Here is a 22,124-nt window from a genome sequence, read left to right on the forward strand (position 1 = left end):
TTTAATCTTAACTTGCTTATTATATATTATATCGCTTAAAAATAATAAATAAATATCGAATTCCTGGTTTTCAAAAAAGCATTAAAACAATTCCCCAAGAAAAATCTCGGGGAATTGAAAAATAATTTATTATTTTGCAGCTTCTAAAGCCTTTTTAGCCAGTGCTCTAAAGTTTTCGGAACCATGTGTTGCACCAGTGATCGTATCCACTGCGTCTGCATCTTGTTTTTCAACAAGAGCCGCTTCCAGTTGTGGGAAATAATCTGCTGGTCCAATGTTTACTTTTGCTTTCATGTTGTTGTTATATGCTTCATCAGCTTCTTTTGATGCACCATCTTCGGTAACTTCATCATAATCCACCGCAACGATTTTACCATCTTTTACTTCGATGGAGATTGTTGGTTTCCAGCCACGTTCGTCATATTCACCTTCTGCTGTATAAGTACCGTCTTTTAATCCGCCAGCTGTTGTATCTGCCGCAACTGGTCCTGCTGCCAAAGCTTTCTTAACGATTTCTTTAAAGTGATTGGATCCGCTGGTTGCACCAGTGATCGTATCCACCGCATCTACATCTTGCTTTTCAACAAGAGCTGCCTCTAATTGTGGGAAAAAGTCTGCTGGTCCAATGTTTACCTTTGCTCTCATATTATTGTTGTACTCTTCATCAGCTTGTTTTGATGCACCATCTTCGGTAACTTCATCATAATCTGCTGCAACGATCTTACCATCTTTTACTTCAAGTGTAACAACTGGTTTCCAGCCGCGTTCATCATACTCGCCTTCTGCTTTGTATGTACCATCGGCTAGAACTGCTTCACCAGCATTATTTCCTTCATTTTTTGTTGTTTCTGCAGGTTGCTCTGTTTTTGTTTGTGTTGTGTCAGCAGGTTGAGAAGCTTCTTCTTTCTTTCCTCCGCATCCTGTTAATGCACTAAATGACAACCCTAATGCCAACGCTAAAGCTATAACTTTTTTCATTATAGCGCCCTCCTCATGTAATTATTGTAATTATTTGTAACTAATAATTATTGTTACTATCCTATTGTATTATTACGACATTTTTTTGTCAAAGTTAACATAATTAATTTTTCAATGCTGAAGTTTAATTATCTCACTTATCCTTAGTAATCCTCTCGAATTCATTGGTTTTTAAATTATACATTTTAATTTTATTCTGATATAATTATTATGAGTTAATGTGCTTTTAGTTGTTAATAATATGTCTTATAAGGAGGATGATTTTATGAGTAAAAAAGTAGTAATACTTGGTGCAGGCTATGGCGGAATACAAGCAGCCCTTACCTTGCATAAAAAGAAGAAGAAGTCCGATGATATCGAAATTTATATTATAGATAAAAATCCATATCACACGCTTCTTACCGAACTCCATGAAATTGCAGGCAATCGTATTGAAGAAGACGGGATATTGGTTCATCTAAGAGATATTTTTCAATATACAGATGTCCATGTAGTTCAGGATTATATTCATGATGTCGACTTTGAAAATCAAATATTAAAATCAGAAAATAATTCCTATCCCTATGACTATCTGATCATGGGCATAGGAAGTGAACCTAACTTCTATGGCATAGAAGGCATGAAAGAACATAGTTTTACTCTATGGTCCCATAAAGATTCTTTAGTCATTAAAGAACATATTTTAAAGATGTTCCAGAAAGCTTCTTCAGAAAAAGATCCTGCAAAAAGGAAAGCTTATCTTACTTTCGCAGTAGGCGGCGGCGGCTTTACCGGAACTGAAATGATTGGAGAACTGGCTTTTTGGGTAAATGACCTGTCAGAGCAGTATAATGTCAACAGGAATGAAGTCCGACTGATTCTGATCGAGGCACTGCCTAAAATCCTTCCTATTCTGGATGATTCTTTGATTGAAAAAGCCGTAAAATATCTTAAAAATAAATTAAAAGTAGAAATCCTTACAGAATCCAGAATCACAAAAGTGAATGAATCATCGTTTGTATTAAACGATAAAGACGTCATCGAATCTCATACACTGATCTGGACCGGCGGGGTACAGGCAAACCGTTGCTTTACCGAACTGAAACTGGAAAAAGGAAGAGGCGAAAGAGTCTGTGTAGATGAATATACAAGAACTCCTTATAAGAACGTATTTGCAGTGGGCGATTATGCCTTATTTATGACCAAGGACAATAAACCCCTGCCTGCTCTGGTTGAAGCTGCCCTGTCAACAGGAACCATTGCAGCGAAAAACATATTGAATCTTATTCGCAATAAAGAGCTGGAAAAAGGCGATCCAAAGCTTCACGGAGTAATGGTTTCCCTGGGTAAAAATTATGGCGTTGCTGATTTAATGGGCATTAAACTCTCCGGATTCCCTGCAATATTAATGAAGCATATGGTAAATATCCATTATCTTTTTGGTATTGGCGGATTTGAACTGATCGTAAAATACTTGCAGCACGAACTCTGGGGTGTAAGACATAAAAAAGGCTTAATTCACAGTCATTTAGAAAGATTAACTCCGACCTTCTGGTTGGTTCTGTTAAGATTATATCTTGGATATATGTGGCTTATGTCAGGTCTTGAAAAAGTCGATGGCGGCTGGCTAATGAACAATATGATTGCCGGAAGCAATGCAGATGCAACTACAGGTGCTTCCATCATGCAATTGGTTTCTGATCATACCCCCGGCTGGTATGCATGGTTTGTGGATACGATCATTGTTCCTAACTCCTTGTTCTTCCAAAAAATAATTGTTCTTACAGAGTTAGGCCTTGGATTAGCGTTTATTACCGGTACTTTTACATTTATCGCAGCGATTGTATCCATTGGTATGAACATCAACTTCCTGCTTTCTACAGGACTTAATGATTTATGGTTCCTGATGTCTTCCGTTGCAATGCTGGGCGGAGCAGGAAGAGCCTTTGGTGTAGACCATTATCTTATCCCTTACCTTATGAGACAATGGAGATATTTCGTAAACAATAAAAAGATCAAAATTAATCTCTGGAAATAATAAAATATAAATTATATAATAGGGGCGAATATATTCGTCCCTATTATATTATAGATATTGTAAAAGGAGAACTTTTATGCAGAATATTAAGCTGATGATTGCCTATGACGGCAGCCGTTATTACGGCTGGCAAAGGTTGGGAAATACTGACCAAACCATTCAGGGTAAAATCGAAAACGTACTTTCAAAAATGTTAAATGAAAATATTGAATTAATCGGTTCTGGAAGGACCGATGGGGGTGTCCATGCCCGAGGACAAGTTGCCAATTTTAAAACCCATACCAATGTTACCCCTCAGGATATTATTCAATATTGCCATCAATATCTTCCCAGTGATATTACAGTATATGATGCCCAAGTGGTTGATGATCATTTTCATGCCAGATACCATGCCAAAGGCAAACAATACATATACCAAATCGATAATGGCATGATTCATGATGTATTTGAAAGAAAGTACCGTTATCACATTCCGCAACCTTTAGACATTAATCAAATGAAGAAAGCCTCCTCATATCTTATCGGGGAGCATGACTTTAGAAGTTTTACCAATCTGAAATCCAAAAAGAAATCCACCGTCAGGACAATCTCAAAAATAGATTTTATCCAGAGAAATACATTCCTTGATATTTCTTTTGAAGGAAACGGCTTTCTATATAATATGGTAAGAATTATAACCGGAACCCTTATAGAAGTGGGGCTTGGCAAAATGCTTCCGGAAGATGTTAAAACCATTTTAGATAAAAAAGAAAGACCCCTTGCCGGTCCGAATATTCCTCCCCATGGACTTTTCCTCCAAAAAGTAATCTATTAGATTTCTGTCTTGTTTTTTTCTTTCTTTGAAGCTATCATTATTAATAAAGAAATAAGGATTGGGGTATTGTATGATTACATTAGACATAATAGACGTAAAAAAAACGATGGGCATGCTTCTTAAAGGTTCTTTATTTGATCCATTTGAAGTAAGAACTGTGGAAATTCATACCTTTACCAAATTCCATATTGATGGGATTCTGAACAAATCTTTTTTTTATACCGATGAAAGGGAAATATATCATAACCGCAATTATGTTTTGTGGGAAGAAATTAAACCTTATGTTTACAATATCATAAAAGGGGAAAAGACACCTACATACTTTAAAATTGTTTTATCTGCCAATGATGATATACTTCTGAAGTTTTCCAAGGATGTCTCCGCACTATTTATTAATTTGATCTATGCTCAGGAAAAACTGACCTGTACCACCGGTGTCGCGTTAAAAAACTTTGTTCTGGATAAATCAGATGAATTCGAGTGGGATGAATACATCCGCTCTTTCTTTAAAAATGCTCATATTCTGGCAGAATAGAAAAAGTAAGAGCCTCTGCTCTTACTTTAATGTTTAATGATTTGAAATAAAAAAGTCCACGATATTTTCAAGAGAAATCATTCCGATAACCCTTCCGTTTTCCACGACAGGCATTCCAATGATATTATGCTTTCTAAGCCTTCTGGCCGCTTCTTCCACTGTTTCCTCCGGCATCACTGTGACCACATCTTTGCTCATTGCCCATTCTACGGGACAAGTTTCATAATGCCCTGTTACACTTAAAAATCTATATATATCAGCCTTGACAATTATTCCAACTAACTGCTTTTCTTCATTGACAACCGGCAACCCATTAAGATGCTTGCTTTCCATGATAGATAAAGTTTTTTCCAGGGTATCCTGAGGCATTACCATATGAACTTCAGCATTCATAATGTCTTTAATGGTCATTTTTATCCCCCTTTGGATCATAATTAATCATATATATTATACCATATAAAACAGATAAATGAATCAAATATATGGCAAAATTTTTTATTAGCACTCATCTGTATTGAGTGCTGATTTTGTCTTGACATTTGTATTTTTTGTGATATATCATTATGTAGGAAAATAAAAGAAGGGAGAGAAACATATGTCTCGTGAAACAGGCAGTCTTTCAATACATAGCGAGAATATTTTTCCGATTATAAAAAAATGGTTATATTCCGATCATGATATCTTTATTCGAGAATTGATTTCCAATGGATCCGATGCGATTTTAAAATTAAAAAAATTAGTTGCCATGGGAGAAGCTTCTGTCCCTGAAAATACACACTATAAAATAGAAGTCATATTGGATGAAAAAAATAAAATCATTAAGGTTTGGGATAACGGAATTGGTATGACTGGAGAAGAAGTGAAAAAATATATTAACCAGATTGCCTTCTCCGGTGCAGAAGATTTCTTACAAAAATATAAAGACAAGATGGATAAAGATCAAATCATAGGGCATTTTGGACTTGGTTTTTATTCTGCATTTATGGTAGCTGAAAAAGTCCAGATCGATACCCTTTCCTATCAGGAAAATGCCACCCCAGTCCGCTGGATTTGTACCGGAGGAACAGAATATGAGATGGAAGACTCTGATCGCAACGAACGGGGAACAACCATCACCCTTTATATTGGCGAAGAAGGAAAAGAATTCTTAAACGAGTACAAGCTTCGCCAAACTATAGAAAAATACTGTGGATTTATGCCGGTAGAGATTTATCTTGAAAGCGTCAAAGAAGAAGATAAAGAAGCTAAAGATAAAGAAAAAGAAGAACCAAAACCCATCAATGATCCCCATCCTCTGTGGATGAAACATCCTAATGATTGTACCGAAGAAGAATATAAAGCATTTTACAGAAAAGTATTTATGGATTTTAACGATCCGTTGTTCTGGATTCATCTGAATATGGATTATCCTTTCAATCTTAAAGGTATCCTGTATTTCCCGAAACTAAGAAGTGAATTTGAAACCATAGAAGGTAAAATCAAACTATATAATAACCAGGTATTTGTAGCAGATAATATCAAAGAAGTCATTCCTGAATTCCTTCTGCTGCTTAAGGGAACTTTGGATTGTCCTGACTTGCCTCTTAACGTATCCAGAAGCTTCTTGCAAAATGACGGCTATGTAACAAAAATCTCAAACTACATTACAAAGAAAGTCGCTGATAAGCTTGTATCCCTTTTCAAGAATCAAAAAGAAGATTTCATCAAATACTGGGATGATATCCATCCGTTTATAAAATACGGGGCAATGAGGGAGCCCAAATTCTATGAAAAAGTAAAAGATATTATCATCTATAAAACCACCAATGGCGATTATGTGACCCTAAAAGAATACTTAGAAAGAAATGAATCAAAACATAAAAATAAAGTCTTTTATGTAACCGATGAACGTCAGCAAGCCCAATACATCAAATTATTTAAAGACAATGATATGGAAGCCGTTATTTTGAATTCCACCATAGACAATCCATTCATCTCCCATATCGAAATGCATGAGAGCGGTGTTTCCTTTAACCGAATCGATGCAGATATATCCGAACATCTTAAAGCAAAAGATGAAAAGAAAGATGAAGCTGAAAATAAAGCCATTCAAGAAAAACTTGAAAAAATCTTTAAAGACAACTTGAATAATCAGGACTTAAAAGTTCAGGTGGAAAACTTGAAATCCGAAAATATTTCTGCTATGATACTTCTTTCTGAGCATTCCAGAAGAATGGAAGAAATGACTAAAATGTTCGGCGGAATGAATATACCGAATATGTTCCAGAAAGAACAAACCCTTGTGCTCAATAAAAACAATAAATTGATTCAGACCATAGCTGAAAAAGCAGATGCACAGGAACACAAGGAACTTATTCAAATGCTCTGTGAGCAGGTATATGATTTGGCTATGTTAAGCCATCAGCCCTTAGAATCCGAAGCGATGAATAAGTTTATCGACAGAAGCAACTTATTATTAGCTAAGGTTGCCCAATTCTAAAGTTTAAAGCCGTCCCCCCCGGACGGCTTTTTTATTTAATAGGACACAGCTTTGCCTATACTAAACAGGTAGAGAGATTTTTCTTTTACTCTTTTTCCTGTAAGTTCTTCAATGGCTCTTGCATATAGATTAATCTGTACTTCGTACTTTTTCATCAATTGGTCAATCTCCCTCTCGGGATTTTCTTTGTCAAAGATGGCATCTGTCTTATAGTCAACCAGGACAATTCCGTCTTCTTCTTCAAAATAGCAGTCAATGATCCCTCTGACAAACACTTCTTCATCACATTGGATTTCTTTATAGATTTCCCTGGCATTAAGAGACAGAACAAACGAAACTTCTTTCCTGACTTTCAGTGCTGCTCTCATCCTCCCAGCCAACTGGGATCTTGAAAAATGAAGTAGATCTTTAATAAAAATCGCTTTCCTTTCTTCTTCAGACAATAACCCTTTTAGCTCCATCTTAAGCAACTGATGCTCTATATCCGTATAATCCTTAGCTTCATCCAAATTCAAATGTTTCATAACAAAATGCATTAAAATACCTTTTTCTGTGGCATTTAGTCCCTTTGATTCTTCAATGAAATGTGGACGGGAAAGCCCAGTTTCTTTGAAAAGGGATGTACTCTGTTCTTCCAGCATGTCTTTTTCATGCTGTTTTTTAAGTTCTGACACGGATACCATAACCGATAATGCAGTGGAGGATTCATAAGGATACTTCCAGGACAGTCTGTTAAATATCTCTTCTCTATGGGGACTGTAGGCTATGCTGGTATCCCAGTTTAAAAGTTCTTCTAATATACGCTCTTTTTCTTTAGCCTTATTTTCATCCCGCAACGTAATATCCTCTTTCGTCCAGCTATAAATCCTCCACTGGGAAGGATCTTCATAGAAAACTTCTTCCGGCGCCTTAAGACAGCCAGCCCAGTTTCTTATAGTTTCTGCGTCTCTGTGTCTTACCAGACTTAAACCAATCCACTCCAAATAGGTCTTGGCTTTTGTAAGGATGTAGGGTGAAAGAGCCTCTTTTTTTGCAGATACCTGTCTTGCCCATTTTCTGGCCTGGGCTTCTATATTCTTTATGGTTCCTGTTAAAATGAGTTTTTCTTTGGCTCTTGTGAAAGCAACATAGAGGATCCTCATTTCTTCTGAAAGAGTTTCTACCATAATTTTTGATTTAACCGCCAGTTTCGGTGCCGTTTCATAGACAATTCTTCTTTCATAATCAATGTAATCAGGACCTAATCCTAAATCCTGATGAAGCAATACAGGCTGATGTAAATCCTGAAGGTTAAACTGCTTGCCTAAACCGGATACAAAAACCACAGGGAATTCCAATCCTTTGCTTTTGTGTATACTCATAATACGAACGATGTTTTCATTTTCGCCTACAATTTTAGCAGCTCCCATATCCCCTTGCTTTCGCTGCATTCTTTCTATGAATCGAATAAAATTAAACAGTCCCTTGAAACTGGTAGACTCATAGCTTGCTGCCCGATCCCTTAAGATTCTCAGGTTTGCCTGTCTTTGGGCACCTCCCGGCATAGCGCCTAAATAGTTATAGTAGTTGGTTTCGGTATATAGCATCCAAAGCAGCTCATCAATGGAAATATGAGCAGCTTCACTTCTCCATCTTTTAAGCTTTTCAAGGAAATCTCTTATCTTTCTTGTTAATTGGGTTTCTTCCAGGCTGCTGTCAATATATTTTAGCAGAGATTCGTAAAAATCTCCCTGAGAAAAAACTGTCCGAATCTCCACCAATTCATCGGCATTTAAAGCAACAATGGGAGAACGCAGTACTGTGATCAGCGGAATATCCTGTCGTGGATTGTCTATGATTTGCAGCAGGCTTAAGATGGTTTTTACTTCCACCGCATCAAAATATCCCGATGAAACATCTGCATAAGCCGGTATCCCGCCCCTTGATAATTCTTCCATAAATATATTGGACCACTGGGAAGTGGTACGAAGAAGAATGACTATATCCCGGTATTCTACTCTTCTATAGTCTCCAAGCTTTTTATCGTATACAAAGAATGATTCTTCATCGCTTAAGAGCTGCTGGATTCTTTGGGTGACGATTTTGGCTTCCAGTTCGATATTTGTAAGTTCCTCAAGTTCTTCTCCAACTTGCTTTTCTTCCCCACGAGCTTCTTCTGACCCGTCGTTTGCGCTTTCTGATTCGATCATATGTATCTCGATAGGGCCTCCCATATTGAGATGCTCTGCCTCAGGATAATTGGCCCCGGGATTTAAAGCCGCTTTCTCATCATATTCGATTTCCCCCAGAGTTGGGGTCATAAGCTGTCTGAAAATGAAATTCACTCCATGAAGGATATTTTCTCGGCTTCTAAAATTCTGAAACAAATCGATTCTTTGCGCTTTGCCTTCTCCCTGATCTGAAAAGGAGTTATATTTCTCAATGAATAAATCTGGTTTTGCCAGACGGAAGCGATAAATACTCTGCTTTACGTCCCCTACCATAAAACGATTGGGATAAGCCGTATCTTTTTTAGAAATAACTCCAAGGATCGTTTCCTGCACCAGATTGCTGTCCTGGTATTCGTCAATTAAAATTTCTTTGTATTTTTCTCTTAAATCAAGAGCTGTCAGAGAAGGTACAATATTTTGCGGAGTGCTTTTTTCATCCAAAAGAATCTTCAGGCAATAATGTTCTATATCATTAAAATCAATAACACCCATTTCTTTTTTGGCAGACTGGAAGCGGTCTGAAAATTCATGGATAACCCTTTCCAAGGCTTTCAGAATGGGGAAAACTTTATGTACATCTTCCATCATAGCTTCCGGAGATTTAAAGAATATCTTTTCCTGAAAACCTTTTTGAACTCCCTCTTTGACAATTTTTCTGAGGTTATTTACTTCCTCTTTTAAGTTGGGATCGGTGTTTTTCCCACATCTTCCTAAGGTTGAAAAAGTAATTTGCTGAATATATGAGTACAAATCCCCTATACTTCCTTCACTCAGTGCAATAATTTTTTTGAGGATTCGAATATCGTCTTCTATGGCCTCTATATATTTCTCTGGCCCGTTGGGTTCATAACAAAGAGATAAGGCATAATCAGCGATTTCAAGCAGGCCTTGTGCTTCTGTTCTGATCTGCCCCTTGATCATGTCTGCCCAAAGGGTTGCGTCAAAATCTTCATTTCTCTCGGGATTAAAAATATCCACTTGCTCTTTGAGCCACTCTTTGGGCCAAGGGTTGCTTTGAATAAAATCATAAATCCTAAGGATCATATCCTGAAGATTGGAATCTTCCTTTTTCCCTCCGTAGCTTTCTACCAAAGCATGGAACCCTTCATCTTCCCTTTCATAAAACTCTTCAAAAAGTGCTTCGATCAAATCATTTTTTAAAAGCAGCATTTCTGCTTCATCCGCAATTCTAAATGAAGGGTCTAAGTCCAGTAGATGAAAGTGATTCCTGATAACGTCCAAACAAAAGGAATGGATGGTAGAGATAGATGCCCTGTTAAGAAGCGTCAATTGCTTTTGAAGATGTGTGTTCCTGGGCTCTTCTTCTAACTTCCTGGAAATAGCTTCTCCCAGTCGCTCTCTCATCTCCGCTGCCGCAGCATTGGTAAAGGTCACAACCAAAAGAGCATCTACATCTATTGGGTTGCTGGTGTTCGTAATCATCTTTACAATGCGTTCTACCAATACAGCCGTTTTCCCTGAACCTGCTGCTGCAGCAACCAGTAAATCGCATCCCCGGGTATCAATTGCCGCCTGCTGTTCATTTGTCCACTGCACTATCTAATGCCCTCCCATAATTCTTTGAGTTCTTTAATAATCTGTTCCATGTTTTTTCCCATGCATCGGATCATGGCATCCGCATACTTTTCATACAGGGGGACTCTTTCATCGTATACCTGAAGGAGACTTTGCCCTTTCTGCATGACAATCCCCCTTGTAGTAATATCGCGAATTCTTTTTTCTATTTCTTTATAAGGTAATTGAAGATATACAACAAAACCATTTTCTTTTAAGTGTCTCATCCCATCAGATTCCAAAACAACGCTGCCGCCTGTAGAAATAACACTGCCCCAAACATCCAAATCCAATATGACTTGCTCTTCTATGGAAAGAAATTCTTCTATCCCATCCTCCTCAATAATCTCCTGCAACAGCCTGTTTTGCTTTTGCTGGATGAGAATATCCGTATCTATAAAAGGCATCTTTAATGTTTTTGCCAGAACAACTCCTATGGTGCTTTTTCCTGCTCCCGGCATTCCTATTAAAACAATATTTTTCATACTAAATCCTCCAGATTTTCATCTTAATCATCTAATCCTTGACAAATTTGACGCAAGGTCTCTGCACATTTTTTTAATTCTTCTTCACTCTCAAAACTTGCCTGGGCCTGCGTTGCACTGCCTCCGCCTCTGGCATTGAAATCCTTCATCACATCTTTTAAGAGTTTTCCACAGTGAAGCACCAAATCTGTATTATGGGACAATAGTAATTTTTTCTCCTTTAAAGATACTCCTATAAAAACATACCCTCCCATTTGAGCAACTTGCTTGGCAATAAAGATTATCTCATTCAGAGTTTTGTTGCTATAAGATCCGTATACAACCGATTTTTTTGCATCTTTAACCAATTTTTGCGCTTCGCAAAAAGATAATTCCTGATGAAGTTCTTTTACCTGCACTTCCGTCTTCTTGACATCTTCCATGTATTTTTCTATTTTCCCCAAAAGCGTAATGTCATTGGCTGAAAACTTCTCGTACAGAAATGAGATGATCTCATGTTTTTTTCTGTAGTCTTCCAGGGCCTTTCTTCCACATTGGAAATAAATTCTGGTCATTCCTTTAGACTTTTCCGTTTTTAAAATCTTAAGAAGTCCCACTTCCCCTGTCGAAGTCACATGGGTGCCGCAGCAGGGGCAAAAATCCACCCCTTCGATTTCAACGATTCTTATATCCTCATCTACTTTAGGCTGCTTTCTAAGGGGCAGAAGCTTGGCACCTTCTAAATCTTTCATGTAGGTTTTTACTGGAATATTCTTATAAATAACCTCATTGACTGCATCTTCTACCTCTTTAACCATGGCAGGAGTAACTTCTGGAAGACTGATATCTATGGATACATAATCCTCTCCCATATGAAAAGCATTACTAACCCCCCCATACAGTCGATAAAAGGTTGCCGCCAGAATATGCTCTCCTGTGTGCTGCTGCATATGTTCAAAGCGGCGTTTAAAATCTATTTGGCAATCTACCTTGCTGTTGTCAGGAACTTTAGGTACTGCATGAAAAATCATATCGTCTTTTTCAAATACATCTATTACTTCTATTCCATCAATGGTCCCTCTGTCAGAAGGTTGTCCTCCTCCTTCCGGATAAAAATAGGTTCGATCAAGAACCAACAGAAATTGATCCTTTTGTGGTATAACCGCTTTAATCTCTGTCGTCCAGTGGGTTAAATACGGATTTTCATAATAGCCTTTTTCTGTCATACGTATACCTCTTTTCCATATCTTTTGTGGTCTACTCATCTTGTTTTAATTTCTGCCAAATTTCTTCCTTTTTCAGATTCCTTAAAATCCTGTACTGGTTATCTTCCAGGAGTGTATCAAATTGGCAGACAGACTTATACAAGCAATAATTACATGCGGTTTTCGGGCCGTTTTTATAAGGACTGACTTTTACATTCCCTTTTAAGATTTCTTCTCCAATTTCCGTCACAATATTGCGCACAAATTTCCTTAAGGCATCGAATTCTTCCTGAGTAGCAGTGGATGAACGCTTATCAAATCCATCTTTCGTCAATGTAACCGGAAGAATATCGGAATATTTTTCTAAAGTATTGTCCATTTTTTTAACTATATCTAAGTCCTCCAATACCATACCGGATAGTTTTAAATCCTTTAAAAGCAGCTTTTCCAGTTCTTCTTCCGACATTTCCTTCGCTGAACGAATGAGCGGATCATCAATTCTAAAATAAAAAACTCCTGCCGGAAGTAATTTCTTATGAAGCACTTTTTCTCCGTTTTCCAAAAAAGCATCGAGATAAAGGAGAAGCTGTAGCTGAATACCATAAAAAATATCTGCCAGATTGAAGGTTCGATTACCCGACTTATAATCGATAATCTTTATGTAAGCTTTATTATTCTCATCAAGTATATCCACTCTGTCGATTCTTCCTGTCAGTATAATTTTTTCACCGGTTTTTAGCTCAACCACTATGGGAGGAAGTTTATACTGTTCCCCAAAGCCCACTTCAAAGCCTAAGGGTTCAAACTCTCCTCTTTTGATATGTTCTGTAAGAGCCCAGACGGCTCTTTTTGTAATTCTTTTTAATCGAAACAGTAAATATTTATTTCTTGCGGAACTGAGCAAAATTTCATTGCCCAATTTGGGAGCTACTTCATTCATGGTTTCCTCTACTAAAACATCGCTTGTATCCTTGTCCAGTTCCTTCCATGGAATTCCTCTTGTGTAAAGCTTCTTTGAAAAAATGTCCAAAGCGCTGTGGAATAGCCTGCCCAAATCCGGCGTCTGAAGCTGATACATTTTTCTTTCTTTTGCCTTTAAACCATATTCTACAAAATATCCAAAAGGACAGGCAGCAAATTTCTCTAGCCTGGAGACACTGGTATAGATTCTATCACCGTACAACATCTTTATACTTTTGCTTGCCAGATAATTTTCCTGGTTGGTATGAAAGAGACCTTTTACAGTGATTTTCGCCTTATCTTTCCAGTCTTCCTGAGACAAATACCAGCTGTATACATCCTTCCATGTATCACAAAGTTCACCCTTTTCAATGATATCCCTTAATTCCAGACCTAGATAATGAAATGTAGGTACAGGAGCCAAAATACTTCCTTCTTTTGAATTTTGCAAATCGCTGATTTCCTGAATAAGAGGAAAAATCTTCTTGATTCTTGAAATAATGACCGAAGGCCTTAAGGCTTTTCCCTCTTCGTCTCCCATGGAAAAACTCAGCTGCAGATACTCTTCCGGCTTTGTTAATCCTGAGTAGATAAGAAACTGTTCCTCGAAGGCTCTTCTTCTGCCGTCAGGAGCCAACTCCAATCCCATCTGGCTCATTTCTCCTCTTTCTTCATCGGAGAATATCCCCAGTGCTTCGGTGGCTGCAGGCAAAACGCCGTCATTGACGCCAATGACAAATAATGCCTTGATATAGGGAAGTCTTGATCTTTCCAAATCTGCAACCACTACTTGATCGAGCGCAGGGGGCACAAGACCCATTTTGCATTGTTCAAGTCCTGCATCCAGAATCTTTGCATATTCTTTGATTGTTACTTCTTCGTCTCCTAATATTTCAACCATTTTATCAAATAATTCTACAATCATATCCCAGATTTGCATATTTTGCTTGGCTAAAATCAACTGATTATTCTCCATAAAATGATTGATAAATTCCAGAAGACGGTCTTTTACTCCCAGATCTTCCAACAATTCATACAGAGCTGTCGTGATCTTACGAATTGTGTGTTTTTGACTGCTTTTTAACTTTTCATGGAATATTAAAAGGGGGCTTGCCACTTGCTTTCTTGTTCTATTGATCCTTCCAAGGAGGCTTTCTTCATATTCCTTTTGGACCCCATCGTCCAAATCGTCTAAAGTTTTCTTGGTCCAGTCCTCTTTTGTCCATTTGGTGGCACCTCTTATGCCATAGGCTAAAACATAATTTTCTAAGATATCAACCTCTTCTTCGTCAATCCCTGTGAATCGGGTTTTAAGATATCTGAACATGCTTTCATAGGACCAGTTATTGATGATGATTTCCAGAGATGCCCGTATCAGTTCAATCAGTGGATGGGACAATATATCCTGCTTTATATCAATAAAGTAAGGGATATTATACTCTTTGAAAATGCCTTCTATGATCTTTTGATATTTGGAAATACCACCTGTAACCACAGCAATGTCCCTATATCTATACCCCTTGTTTTGAACCAATTCTAAGATATCTTTTGCTGTTTGATCTATTTCACTGTAGGGGTTGACGGCAATGAATAGTTTTATATGCTCTGTTTCTTTTTTATAAGCCATGCAGGGATAATTAAAATATTCTTTTTCTAAGTGAATGAGCTCTTCATTTTTACTGGAAGTGGTATTGGCATTGAATAGTTTTACAGGTTCTTCGACTTTAACATTGTATAAAGCTGTAATCTTATTCAACTTATCGAAAGTTTTTCTGCTTTCACAGAAAGGATCCCCTTCATCACAGGGTGAAAATAAATCCACTCCGGGGTCCAGGGTAAGAGAAATATTAACGATTTTCGCCTTCTTTAGCAGCTGATAGATAATTCTGTACTGCTGGGGAGTAAAACCATAAAAACCGTCAATCCAGATATGGGCTCCCTCTAAAAAGGAGCAATTCTCGATCTTTTTTACCAGTATATCCAGAATCTCTTCGGAGGTGATGTATTTTTCTTTCATATAATTTTTAAAGCCCTGAAAGACTAGAAATAAATCATTCAGTTTAGCTCTTAAAATGCTGCTTCTCACATTCTCTTTGTTTTCCAGCAGAGTCTCGGGGACAACATCATACTGTTGAAATTCAGAAATCACATTCCCCAAAGTCTGCATAAAACCGGGCTGCTTGACAGATTTGTTTAAAATCTCCAGTTCTTCTTCTATACCATCAATTACTTTTCGAAGGACCATATTTCTTCCCAGATCCCCCAGCAGTTTCTCGCTGGGACCTCCCACTTCCTCAAAAACCCTATGGGCCAGCCTCTGAAAGCTTAAAATCTCGACATCTATTATTCCTTTCTGGTCTAATACTTTGATTAAATCCTTATGGGCCTGAAAATTAAATTGCTCCGGAACGATGAGTATTAAAGTTTTCCCACTTTTTTCTCTGACTTTTTGCTTGATATCATTATAAATAAAACGGGTCTTCCCTGTACCGGAACGGCCTAATATGTATCTGATGCTCACAGTCATTCCTCCAAGATTACTTTTATATAAAAGAAGCTGTTTCCAGCTTCTTTTACTCTTCTACAGTATATATATATAATTCCTTGTCTCCTAAACTGTCCATATTTACATTTTGTTCCTGTTCTACTGGAACTGCAATACGATTTGGATTTCCATCAGAAATATATCTATATTCCGGATGTTTTTCATAATACTCAAAATACCATCCTAAATCTCCTTCTTCCCCTCTGGAACCTCTTACCCTGGGGACATTAAAAGGATCAAATTTAATATGATTAACAGGAACAAAAGGACCACTGGGACCTTCCCTTAAACCTATTCTATAGCTGTATTCCTTTGCGTTATAACTTCCTTTTTCAACTAAATGCCTGAGTTCTTCCTTAGGCCTTTCTCCAAAGGGATATGAGAAAGAGTCCAGTGTATAGCCCGGAAGGGCTTCTTTAATCATTTGATCCACTTTACCGATTTGCTCCTGTATTTCCTCTGCGCCCAATTTGGATAAATGGGCATGGGAATAGGTATGATTGGAAACTTCATAACCATTATTGATTAAATACTCCAGTCTTTCTTTAAAGGTTCCATCTCCGGCAAAAGGATCATTATCTCCATTGATATAAAATACCGCATGCCTTCCAAAATCAGGATGTTCTTCGTAAAATTTATTGATAATGTCAACTGCACAATCCGGAGTTGGTTTGAGCTCACCATTTTCTTCGATGAGTGAAAAACTTGAACTGATCCCGTCGTCAAAAGTAAGTATAACAGGAGTATACCCTGCTTCTACTGTAATATTATTATCTATATAATCCCTCATGGATATAAGTCTGTAACCATGTTCATACAAATATTTCAAGTCTTCTTTAAGCCCTTCTACTGTCCTTTGATAAGGGCTTGGAGGATCACTCTCTACAATCCCATGATACATAATAATCATGATGTGTCCTAATTCATTGGGTCTAACTTTTTGGTAATCGATCTCTGTAATCTCTTCCTTTTCTTCCTCGCCAATTTCCTGTTCTTCATTCGGTTCTTCTGCCTCATTGACATCTGCTAACTCAACCCTTTGATCTACATTCTGGTCTTCTTGGGGTAATTTCTCATTTTTAGCGCAGCCTGTTGTTCCAAACAGGATACTCAGAATCAATAAGAACACTAAGCTATGTTTTATGTTTTTATACATTTGCATCTCTCCTAGTAAAATAATGTCACTTAATATTATACCTTTTATTCCTCTGCATACCAAGAGATAATTGTTTTTTCCTTCCTATCACCTAAATTGTTATAACTCACAAAAAATTCCTCCTTTTCTTTCTATATTAGATGATTTATAATAAAGATTAGAAAGTAAATTGTCATAGATTTTTTACGTACTAATTCTTTATTGATTTCACAAAAGATCTATGATAATCTGAATTAAAATTTGAGGAGGGGTTACTAATGGGAATCTTTAAGAAAAAACAAGAAGACAAAACAACTCAGCAAAATGAAAATTTGCAAAAGCAATTAGCTCGTCAGTTTAATGACGCTTTAAATCCTGTAAAAACCAGTGTAGATGAATTAAAAGATATTGTAACTGCGGCATCGGATGCTTCAGAGTCTATGACATCTCTTATAAATCACCAGGTGCCTGCCTTTATAAATAATGGCACTCAACTGTCCGACATTACCAATCAATATGATGCCCTTGCTACTGAAACAAAACAAATTTCAGACAGCATAGAATCTATGAACGAGATTGCAAGCAACGCCGTTAAAACTGCAAAAGACGGCCAGATATACGTTGAAGAATCCATCAGTAAAATTAATAAACTTAAAAATACAATCGAAAGAACCAATCATACCATTACTTCTTTGAACAAAAGCTCCAGTGAAATCGGTAACATTTCTCAAATTATTACTAGTATCTCCAGTCAAACTAATCTTCTTGCATTAAATGCTTCCATTGAAGCGGCAAGAGCAGGAGAACATGGTAAAGGTTTCGCCGTTGTTGCAGAAGAAGTTCGTAAGCTGGCAGAACAGTCCTCTAAATCTGCAGAAGACATTACCAATTTAATTTCTGGATTACAAAAGCAAACAACAGAAATATCCGAAATTATGTCCAGCAGTGCTGCTGAAGTTACTGAAACCGTTACAGCAGTTAATAAAGCAGGAGATGCTTTCGAAAGCATTAGCCAATTTGTTGAAACGATTTTATCTCAGTCCAGCATGATCAATCAAACCATTGATATGATTTTAAAGAATATGAAATACATTTCTGATACTGTTGACGCTGCTGCTTCCACTTCACAACAAGGGGAAAGCATTATGAATGAATTGAAACAAAACCATCAAATTCAAGTTCAATCCATCGGAGAGCTAAAACAGTTAAGCAACCATCTGACAAGTAAATTAAATACTCTTCAACAACTGGTAGATACCTATAAAAATTAATCAGTCTGTCCAAATAAAAAACTCCTTTTTACTTTTTAAAAAGGAGTTTTTAAATTATAAAATTATTGAATGCTGATGGTATAAGAACACGCAAACTCTTCATCAGGATCAATGGACAGAATACCTGCCTTCTCCTTAAAATCTACAATGTTGTTTTTATAGTCTGCAATTCCCAGCCAGGGCTCAATGCATATAAATGGTGCTCCCTCAGGCTTTGACCAAATCCCTAAATAACGAAATTCATCAAAGGTAACACGAATTGCTTTAGTCGATTTAATACTTTTTAAAGTAATATACCTGGATTCAGTGTTTTCCACTATAAGTGCATCATTTGCAAATAAATCCTTTGTGATAGGGATTATTTTTTCATGATTTAAGAAGGGTTGCTTTTCTTCTGAAATTAACCCATCTTCCAGGCATATTTTGTCTAAAGTTTCCTCTTTTTCAAATTCCAATACATAATCTTCCATCCTTTCTCCTTCTATCAGAGGACAGTTAAATCCAGGATGGCCGCCGATGGAAAAATATATTTTTTGAACATCTGTATTTTTTACAAAATATTTTACTATAATGCTCTTCTTAGCCAATATGTATTCCACTCTTAACTGAAAATGATATGGATAGTGTTTAAGCGTATTTTCATTACTGGTCAGCTGATATAAAATATGTTCTTCGGATTCTTCAAGAATATCAAAAATCATGTCTCTGGCAAATCCATGCTGTGTCATACGATATTCATTTCCATCAATAGTGTATTTATTGTCATTTAGTCTTCCTACGATCGGAAATAAAATGGGTGCATGTCTTCCCCATATCTTATGATCTCCCTGCCACAAATACTCCGTATGATCTTCTTTTAGTATGATACTTGTTAATTCTGCTCCTTCTGGTTTCGTTTTTACTTTAACCCACTGATTCTCCATTAATTCTCCCCCTTAAAAGATGGTTACTTATATTATTATAACAAAAATAACCAGAAAATATCTAAAAACTATTTCTCCATCGGTCAAGCTTTCCACCTCTTCAGTCAGTAATTTAACCAATACCCTTTGGGGCATATCAAAGGGAGAGTGATTTTATAGAAAATACAGATTAGAAAAAGCAAATGCCAGGATGCATCCATTCGTCATACATCCCAGCATTAATAGAATCAAATAGATTTAATCATTCTTTTACATTCAAAACCGAATACTGCCTAAATAATTATTGAAAGATCTTAAGATGATTTAGATTTTGTAAATAAGTCAAAGGCTACTGCTATCAGAAGAACTAATCCTTTAATAGCTTGTTGCCAGTCGATACCAAGACCCATAATGGACATACCATTGTTCATAACACCCATTACAAGGCCTCCAACCATTGCTCCTACAACGGTTCCTATACCTCCTGTTGAAGATGCGCCTCCAATATAACAAGCTGCAATCGCATCAAGCTCAAATCCGTTACCTGCTTTTGGTGTTGCAGCATTTAATCTGGCTGCAAAAATTAATCCTGAAAGAGCAGATAACATTCCCATATTAACGAATACCCAGAATAAGACTTTTTCTGATTTTACACCAGATAATTTTGCTGCTTTTTCATTTCCACCTACAGCATAAATATGTCTACCAGGAACGGTTTTATTGGTGATAAATGCATAAATAACAATTAATACAGCCAATAATATTAAAATATTTGGAAGACCTTTATAACTTGAAAATACAAAGCTAAAGTAAAGAATTACAGCAATGATTCCAACCAATTTAGCTACCATAAAGCCTATTGGTGGCACTTCAAAATTATATTTTAACTGAGTTTTTCTATTATTTAATTCCATAATAACAATGATAACAGATAATAAGACACCAATAAGAATGGTTGTAATATGAGCTCCCTGACCTCCAAATACATCAGGAATAAATCCAGAACTTATTTTTGTAAAAGCTTCTGGAAAAGGAGCAATAGATGTTCCTTTTAATACTACCATGGTTAATCCTCTAAAAACCAACATGCCAGCTAAGGTTACAATAAAGGCTGGAATTCTAACATATGCAATCCAGAATCCTTGCCAAGCACCAATTATTGCTCCAATAATTAAACATATAATCATAGCTACAAAAAAGTTAACTTTCATATTTACCATCAATATTGCACCAATAGCACCTACAAAAGCTACAACGGATCCTACAGACAAATCAACATTACCAGTTATAATAACTAGCAACATTCCAATCGCTAAAACTAAAATATAACTGTTTTGCAGGATCAAGTTTGTAATATTTAATGGTTTTAATAAAACGCCTTCAGTGATAATTTGGAATAACAAAGCAATAGATACTAATGCAATTACCATACCATATTGTCTAATATTGCTTTTAAACATTGCCTTCAAGGTTTTCATTGCTATACCTCCTGTTATTGATTCACGACATATTTCATAATTTTTTCTTGAGTTGCTTCTTTTCCGTCTAATTCTCCTGTGATTCTTCCTTCACTCATAACATAAATTCTGTCACACATTCCGAGAATTTCAGGAAGTTCTGAAGAAATGAGCAAAATTCCTTTTCCTTCGCTAACGAGCTGATTGATAATTGTATAAATTTCATATTTTGCTCCAACGTCAATTCCTCGGGTAGGTTCATCCAAAATCAATATATCTGGTTTCGTTAAGATCCATCGGCTTAAAACAACCTTTTGTTGGTTACCACCACTTAGATTACCTGTTTTTTGCATAATACTTGGAGCTTTAATATTCATTTTCTTTCTAAACTTTTCAGCTTCTATAACTTCCTGGCTTTCGTTTACTACAAGATTTTTTGACAACTTATTTAAACTGGATAAAGAGATATTACGTTTAATACTATCAATTAAAATCAATCCATAATTTTTTCTATCTTCTGTTACATATGCCAAACCATTCTCAATAGCTTTATTGACATTATTCAAATGAATCTCTTTACCATCTTTGTAAATATGGCCACTGATCTTTTTACCATATGATTTACCAAAAATACTCATAGCCAGTTCTGTTCTTCCAGATCCCATTAATCCAGCAATACCTACTATTTCACCTTTTCTTATATTGAAGCTCACATTATCAATGACTTTTCTATCTTCATGAAGTGGATGATAAACAGTCCAATCTTTTACTTCAAAAATAACTTCTCCAATATTGGATTCTCTTTTAGGGAAACGGTCTACTAATTCTCTTCCTACCATTCCTTGTATGATTCTATCTTCTGTAATGTTATCCTTTTCTTTATCCAAGGTCTCAATGGTTTTACCATCGCGTATAACTGTGATAGAATCAGCAACCTTTGAAACTTCATTTAACTTGTGAGAAATCAGGATAGAAGATATTCCTTGCTTCTTAAATTCTAACAATAGATTTAATAAGTTTTCACTATCATCTTCATTTAGAGCTGCTGTCGGCTCGTCTAATATAAGAAGTTTTACTTCTTTAGATAAAGCTTTAGCGATTTCTACTAATTGCTGCTTACCAACCCCTATATTGGTAATAAGCGTATTGGGAGACTCTTCTAATCCTACTTTTTCTAACAACTCTTTTGTCTTTAAGATTGTGCTGTTCCAATCTACTATTCCATTTTTAGCTCTTTCATTACCTAAAAATATATTTTCTGCTATGGATAAGTAGGGGATTAACGCTAATTCTTGGTGAATTATAACAATCCCTAAACCCTCACTCTGTTTAATATCTTTAAATTCACATTTTTTACCCTTAAAAAATATATCCCCTTCGTATGTTCCATAAGGATATACACCACTTAATACTTTCATAAGAGTAGATTTTCCTGCACCATTTTCTCCTACCAGTGCATGAATCTCTCCTTCTTTTACTTTCAAATTTACATTATCAAGAGCCTTAACCCCTGGAAATGTTTTGGTAATATTTCTCATTTCCAAAATGAACTCTGACATAACGCTTCTGACCTCCTA

Annotated in this window: 15 protein-coding genes; 5 read left to right on the top strand and 10 right to left on the bottom strand. The window is 36.5% G+C overall.

Annotated elements, in window-relative coordinates; translation table 11 throughout:
• Positions 1-129 precede the first annotated feature (129 nt).
• Positions 130-978 carry an FMN-binding protein gene (locus JOD07_RS15260; RefSeq protein ID WP_158740573.1) on the bottom strand — a complete coding sequence of 283 codons (849 nt, stop codon included), beginning with the start codon at positions 976-978 and terminating at the stop codon, positions 130-132.
• Between the two features lie 265 nt (positions 979-1,243).
• Between JOD07_RS15260 and JOD07_RS09290 the strand changes: the two genes are divergently transcribed.
• From JOD07_RS09290 to JOD07_RS09300, 3 genes are all read left to right on the top strand, one after another.
• Complete coding sequence (locus JOD07_RS09290; protein WP_204613644.1) at positions 1,244-2,995, top strand: FAD-dependent oxidoreductase; 1,752 nt, start codon at positions 1,244-1,246, stop codon at positions 2,993-2,995.
• 76 nt (positions 2,996-3,071) lie between these two features.
• The gene (gene truA / locus JOD07_RS09295) at positions 3,072-3,809 is read left to right on the top strand and encodes a tRNA pseudouridine(38-40) synthase TruA (RefSeq protein WP_204613646.1); all 738 of its coding nucleotides are present in this window, start codon (positions 3,072-3,074) and stop codon (positions 3,807-3,809) included.
• Positions 3,810-3,879: 70 nt separating this feature from the next.
• Positions 3,880-4,344, top strand: coding sequence for a DUF5721 family protein (locus tag JOD07_RS09300; RefSeq protein ID WP_158740578.1), 465 nt, complete (start codon positions 3,880-3,882; stop codon positions 4,342-4,344).
• A 33-nt stretch (positions 4,345-4,377) separates the two neighbouring features.
• Here the strand turns inward: JOD07_RS09300 and JOD07_RS09305 are convergent, their stop codons facing one another.
• Entirely contained in the window at positions 4,378-4,755 is a 378-nt protein-coding gene (locus JOD07_RS09305; protein WP_158740580.1) for a CBS domain-containing protein, read from the bottom strand.
• Positions 4,756-4,939: 184 nt separating this feature from the next.
• On the opposite strand from JOD07_RS09305, the gene htpG reads away from it, so the two are divergent.
• On the top strand, positions 4,940-6,823 hold the full coding sequence (gene htpG, locus JOD07_RS09310; protein WP_158740582.1) for a molecular chaperone HtpG: 1,884 nt from the start codon (positions 4,940-4,942) through the stop codon (positions 6,821-6,823).
• Between the two features lie 35 nt (positions 6,824-6,858).
• Here htpG and addA read toward each other — a convergent pair whose 3' ends face one another.
• From addA to JOD07_RS09335, 5 genes are read right to left on the bottom strand one after another with little or no spacing between them, the layout of a single operon-like run.
• Entirely contained in the window at positions 6,859-10,590 is a 3,732-nt protein-coding gene (addA, locus tag JOD07_RS09315; RefSeq protein ID WP_204613648.1) for a helicase-exonuclease AddAB subunit AddA, read from the bottom strand.
• Positions 10,590-11,093: a shikimate kinase gene (locus JOD07_RS09320; protein ID WP_158740586.1), complete on the bottom strand. Its 504-nt coding sequence runs from the start codon at positions 11,091-11,093 to the stop codon at positions 10,590-10,592. The genes addA and JOD07_RS09320 overlap by 1 nt, the downstream gene beginning before the upstream one ends.
• Positions 11,094-11,116: 23 nt before the next feature.
• Complete coding sequence (locus tag JOD07_RS09325; RefSeq protein ID WP_204613650.1) at positions 11,117-12,298, bottom strand: alanyl-tRNA editing protein; 1,182 nt, start codon at positions 12,296-12,298, stop codon at positions 11,117-11,119.
• A gap of 31 nt (positions 12,299-12,329) precedes the next feature.
• Positions 12,330-15,758, bottom strand: a complete 3,429-nt coding sequence (gene addB / locus JOD07_RS09330) for a helicase-exonuclease AddAB subunit AddB (protein WP_204613651.1) — start codon at positions 15,756-15,758, stop codon at positions 12,330-12,332.
• 52 nt (positions 15,759-15,810) lie between these two features.
• Complete coding sequence (locus JOD07_RS09335) at positions 15,811-16,938, bottom strand: polysaccharide deacetylase family protein (protein WP_204613660.1); 1,128 nt, start codon at positions 16,936-16,938, stop codon at positions 15,811-15,813.
• Positions 16,939-17,195: 257 nt separating this feature from the next.
• Between JOD07_RS09335 and JOD07_RS09340 the strand changes: the two genes are divergently transcribed.
• The gene (locus JOD07_RS09340; protein ID WP_158740593.1) at positions 17,196-18,188 is read left to right on the top strand and encodes a methyl-accepting chemotaxis protein; all 993 of its coding nucleotides are present in this window, start codon (positions 17,196-17,198) and stop codon (positions 18,186-18,188) included.
• A 62-nt stretch (positions 18,189-18,250) separates the two neighbouring features.
• Here JOD07_RS09340 and JOD07_RS09345 read toward each other — a convergent pair whose 3' ends face one another.
• The 3 genes from JOD07_RS09345 to mmsA all read right to left on the bottom strand — a co-directional run bounded on the left by JOD07_RS09345 (position 18,251) and on the right by mmsA (position 22,106).
• On the bottom strand, positions 18,251-19,111 hold the full coding sequence (locus JOD07_RS09345) for an aldose 1-epimerase family protein (RefSeq protein ID WP_158740595.1): 861 nt from the start codon (positions 19,109-19,111) through the stop codon (positions 18,251-18,253).
• Positions 19,112-19,404: 293 nt separating this feature from the next.
• A complete protein-coding gene (mmsB, locus tag JOD07_RS09350; RefSeq protein WP_158740596.1) occupies positions 19,405-20,568 on the bottom strand; it encodes a multiple monosaccharide ABC transporter permease in 1,164 nt (387 codons plus the stop codon).
• Between the two features lie 14 nt (positions 20,569-20,582).
• Positions 20,583-22,106 carry a multiple monosaccharide ABC transporter ATP-binding protein gene (mmsA, locus tag JOD07_RS09355; protein ID WP_158740598.1) on the bottom strand — a complete coding sequence of 508 codons (1,524 nt, stop codon included), beginning with the start codon at positions 22,104-22,106 and terminating at the stop codon, positions 20,583-20,585.
• Positions 22,107-22,124 lie beyond the last annotated feature (18 nt).

The organism is Defluviitalea raffinosedens (assembly GCF_016908775.1).
In the GTDB taxonomy this organism is placed as follows: domain Bacteria; phylum Bacillota; class Clostridia; order Lachnospirales; family Defluviitaleaceae; genus Defluviitalea; species Defluviitalea raffinosedens.

Excerpts from the sequence above, each read along its gene's own strand:
- JOD07_RS09320 (WP_158740586.1), bottom strand. The coding sequence starts at position 11,093 with ATGAAAAATATTGTTTTAATAGGAATGCCGGGAGCAGGAAAAAGCACC.
- htpG (WP_158740582.1), top strand. The coding sequence starts at position 4,940 with ATGTCTCGTGAAACAGGCAGTCTTTCAATACATAGCGAGAATATTTTT.
- mmsA (WP_158740598.1), bottom strand. The coding sequence starts at position 22,106 with ATGTCAGAGTTCATTTTGGAAATGAGAAATATTACCAAAACATTTCCA.
- JOD07_RS09290 (WP_204613644.1), top strand. The coding sequence starts at position 1,244 with ATGAGTAAAAAAGTAGTAATACTTGGTGCAGGCTATGGCGGAATACAA.
- JOD07_RS09325 (WP_204613650.1), bottom strand. The coding sequence starts at position 12,298 with ATGACAGAAAAAGGCTATTATGAAAATCCGTATTTAACCCACTGGACG.
- JOD07_RS09335 (WP_204613660.1), bottom strand. The coding sequence starts at position 16,938 with ATGTATAAAAACATAAAACATAGCTTAGTGTTCTTATTGATTCTGAGT.
- JOD07_RS09300 (WP_158740578.1), top strand. The coding sequence starts at position 3,880 with ATGATTACATTAGACATAATAGACGTAAAAAAAACGATGGGCATGCTT.
- JOD07_RS09340 (WP_158740593.1), top strand. The coding sequence starts at position 17,196 with ATGGGAATCTTTAAGAAAAAACAAGAAGACAAAACAACTCAGCAAAAT.
- mmsB (WP_158740596.1), bottom strand. The coding sequence starts at position 20,568 with ATGAAAACCTTGAAGGCAATGTTTAAAAGCAATATTAGACAATATGGT.
- JOD07_RS15260 (WP_158740573.1), bottom strand. The coding sequence starts at position 978 with ATGAAAAAAGTTATAGCTTTAGCGTTGGCATTAGGGTTGTCATTTAGT.
- JOD07_RS09305 (WP_158740580.1), bottom strand. The coding sequence starts at position 4,755 with ATGACCATTAAAGACATTATGAATGCTGAAGTTCATATGGTAATGCCT.
- truA (WP_204613646.1), top strand. The coding sequence starts at position 3,072 with ATGCAGAATATTAAGCTGATGATTGCCTATGACGGCAGCCGTTATTAC.
- JOD07_RS09345 (WP_158740595.1), bottom strand. The coding sequence starts at position 19,111 with ATGGAGAATCAGTGGGTTAAAGTAAAAACGAAACCAGAAGGAGCAGAA.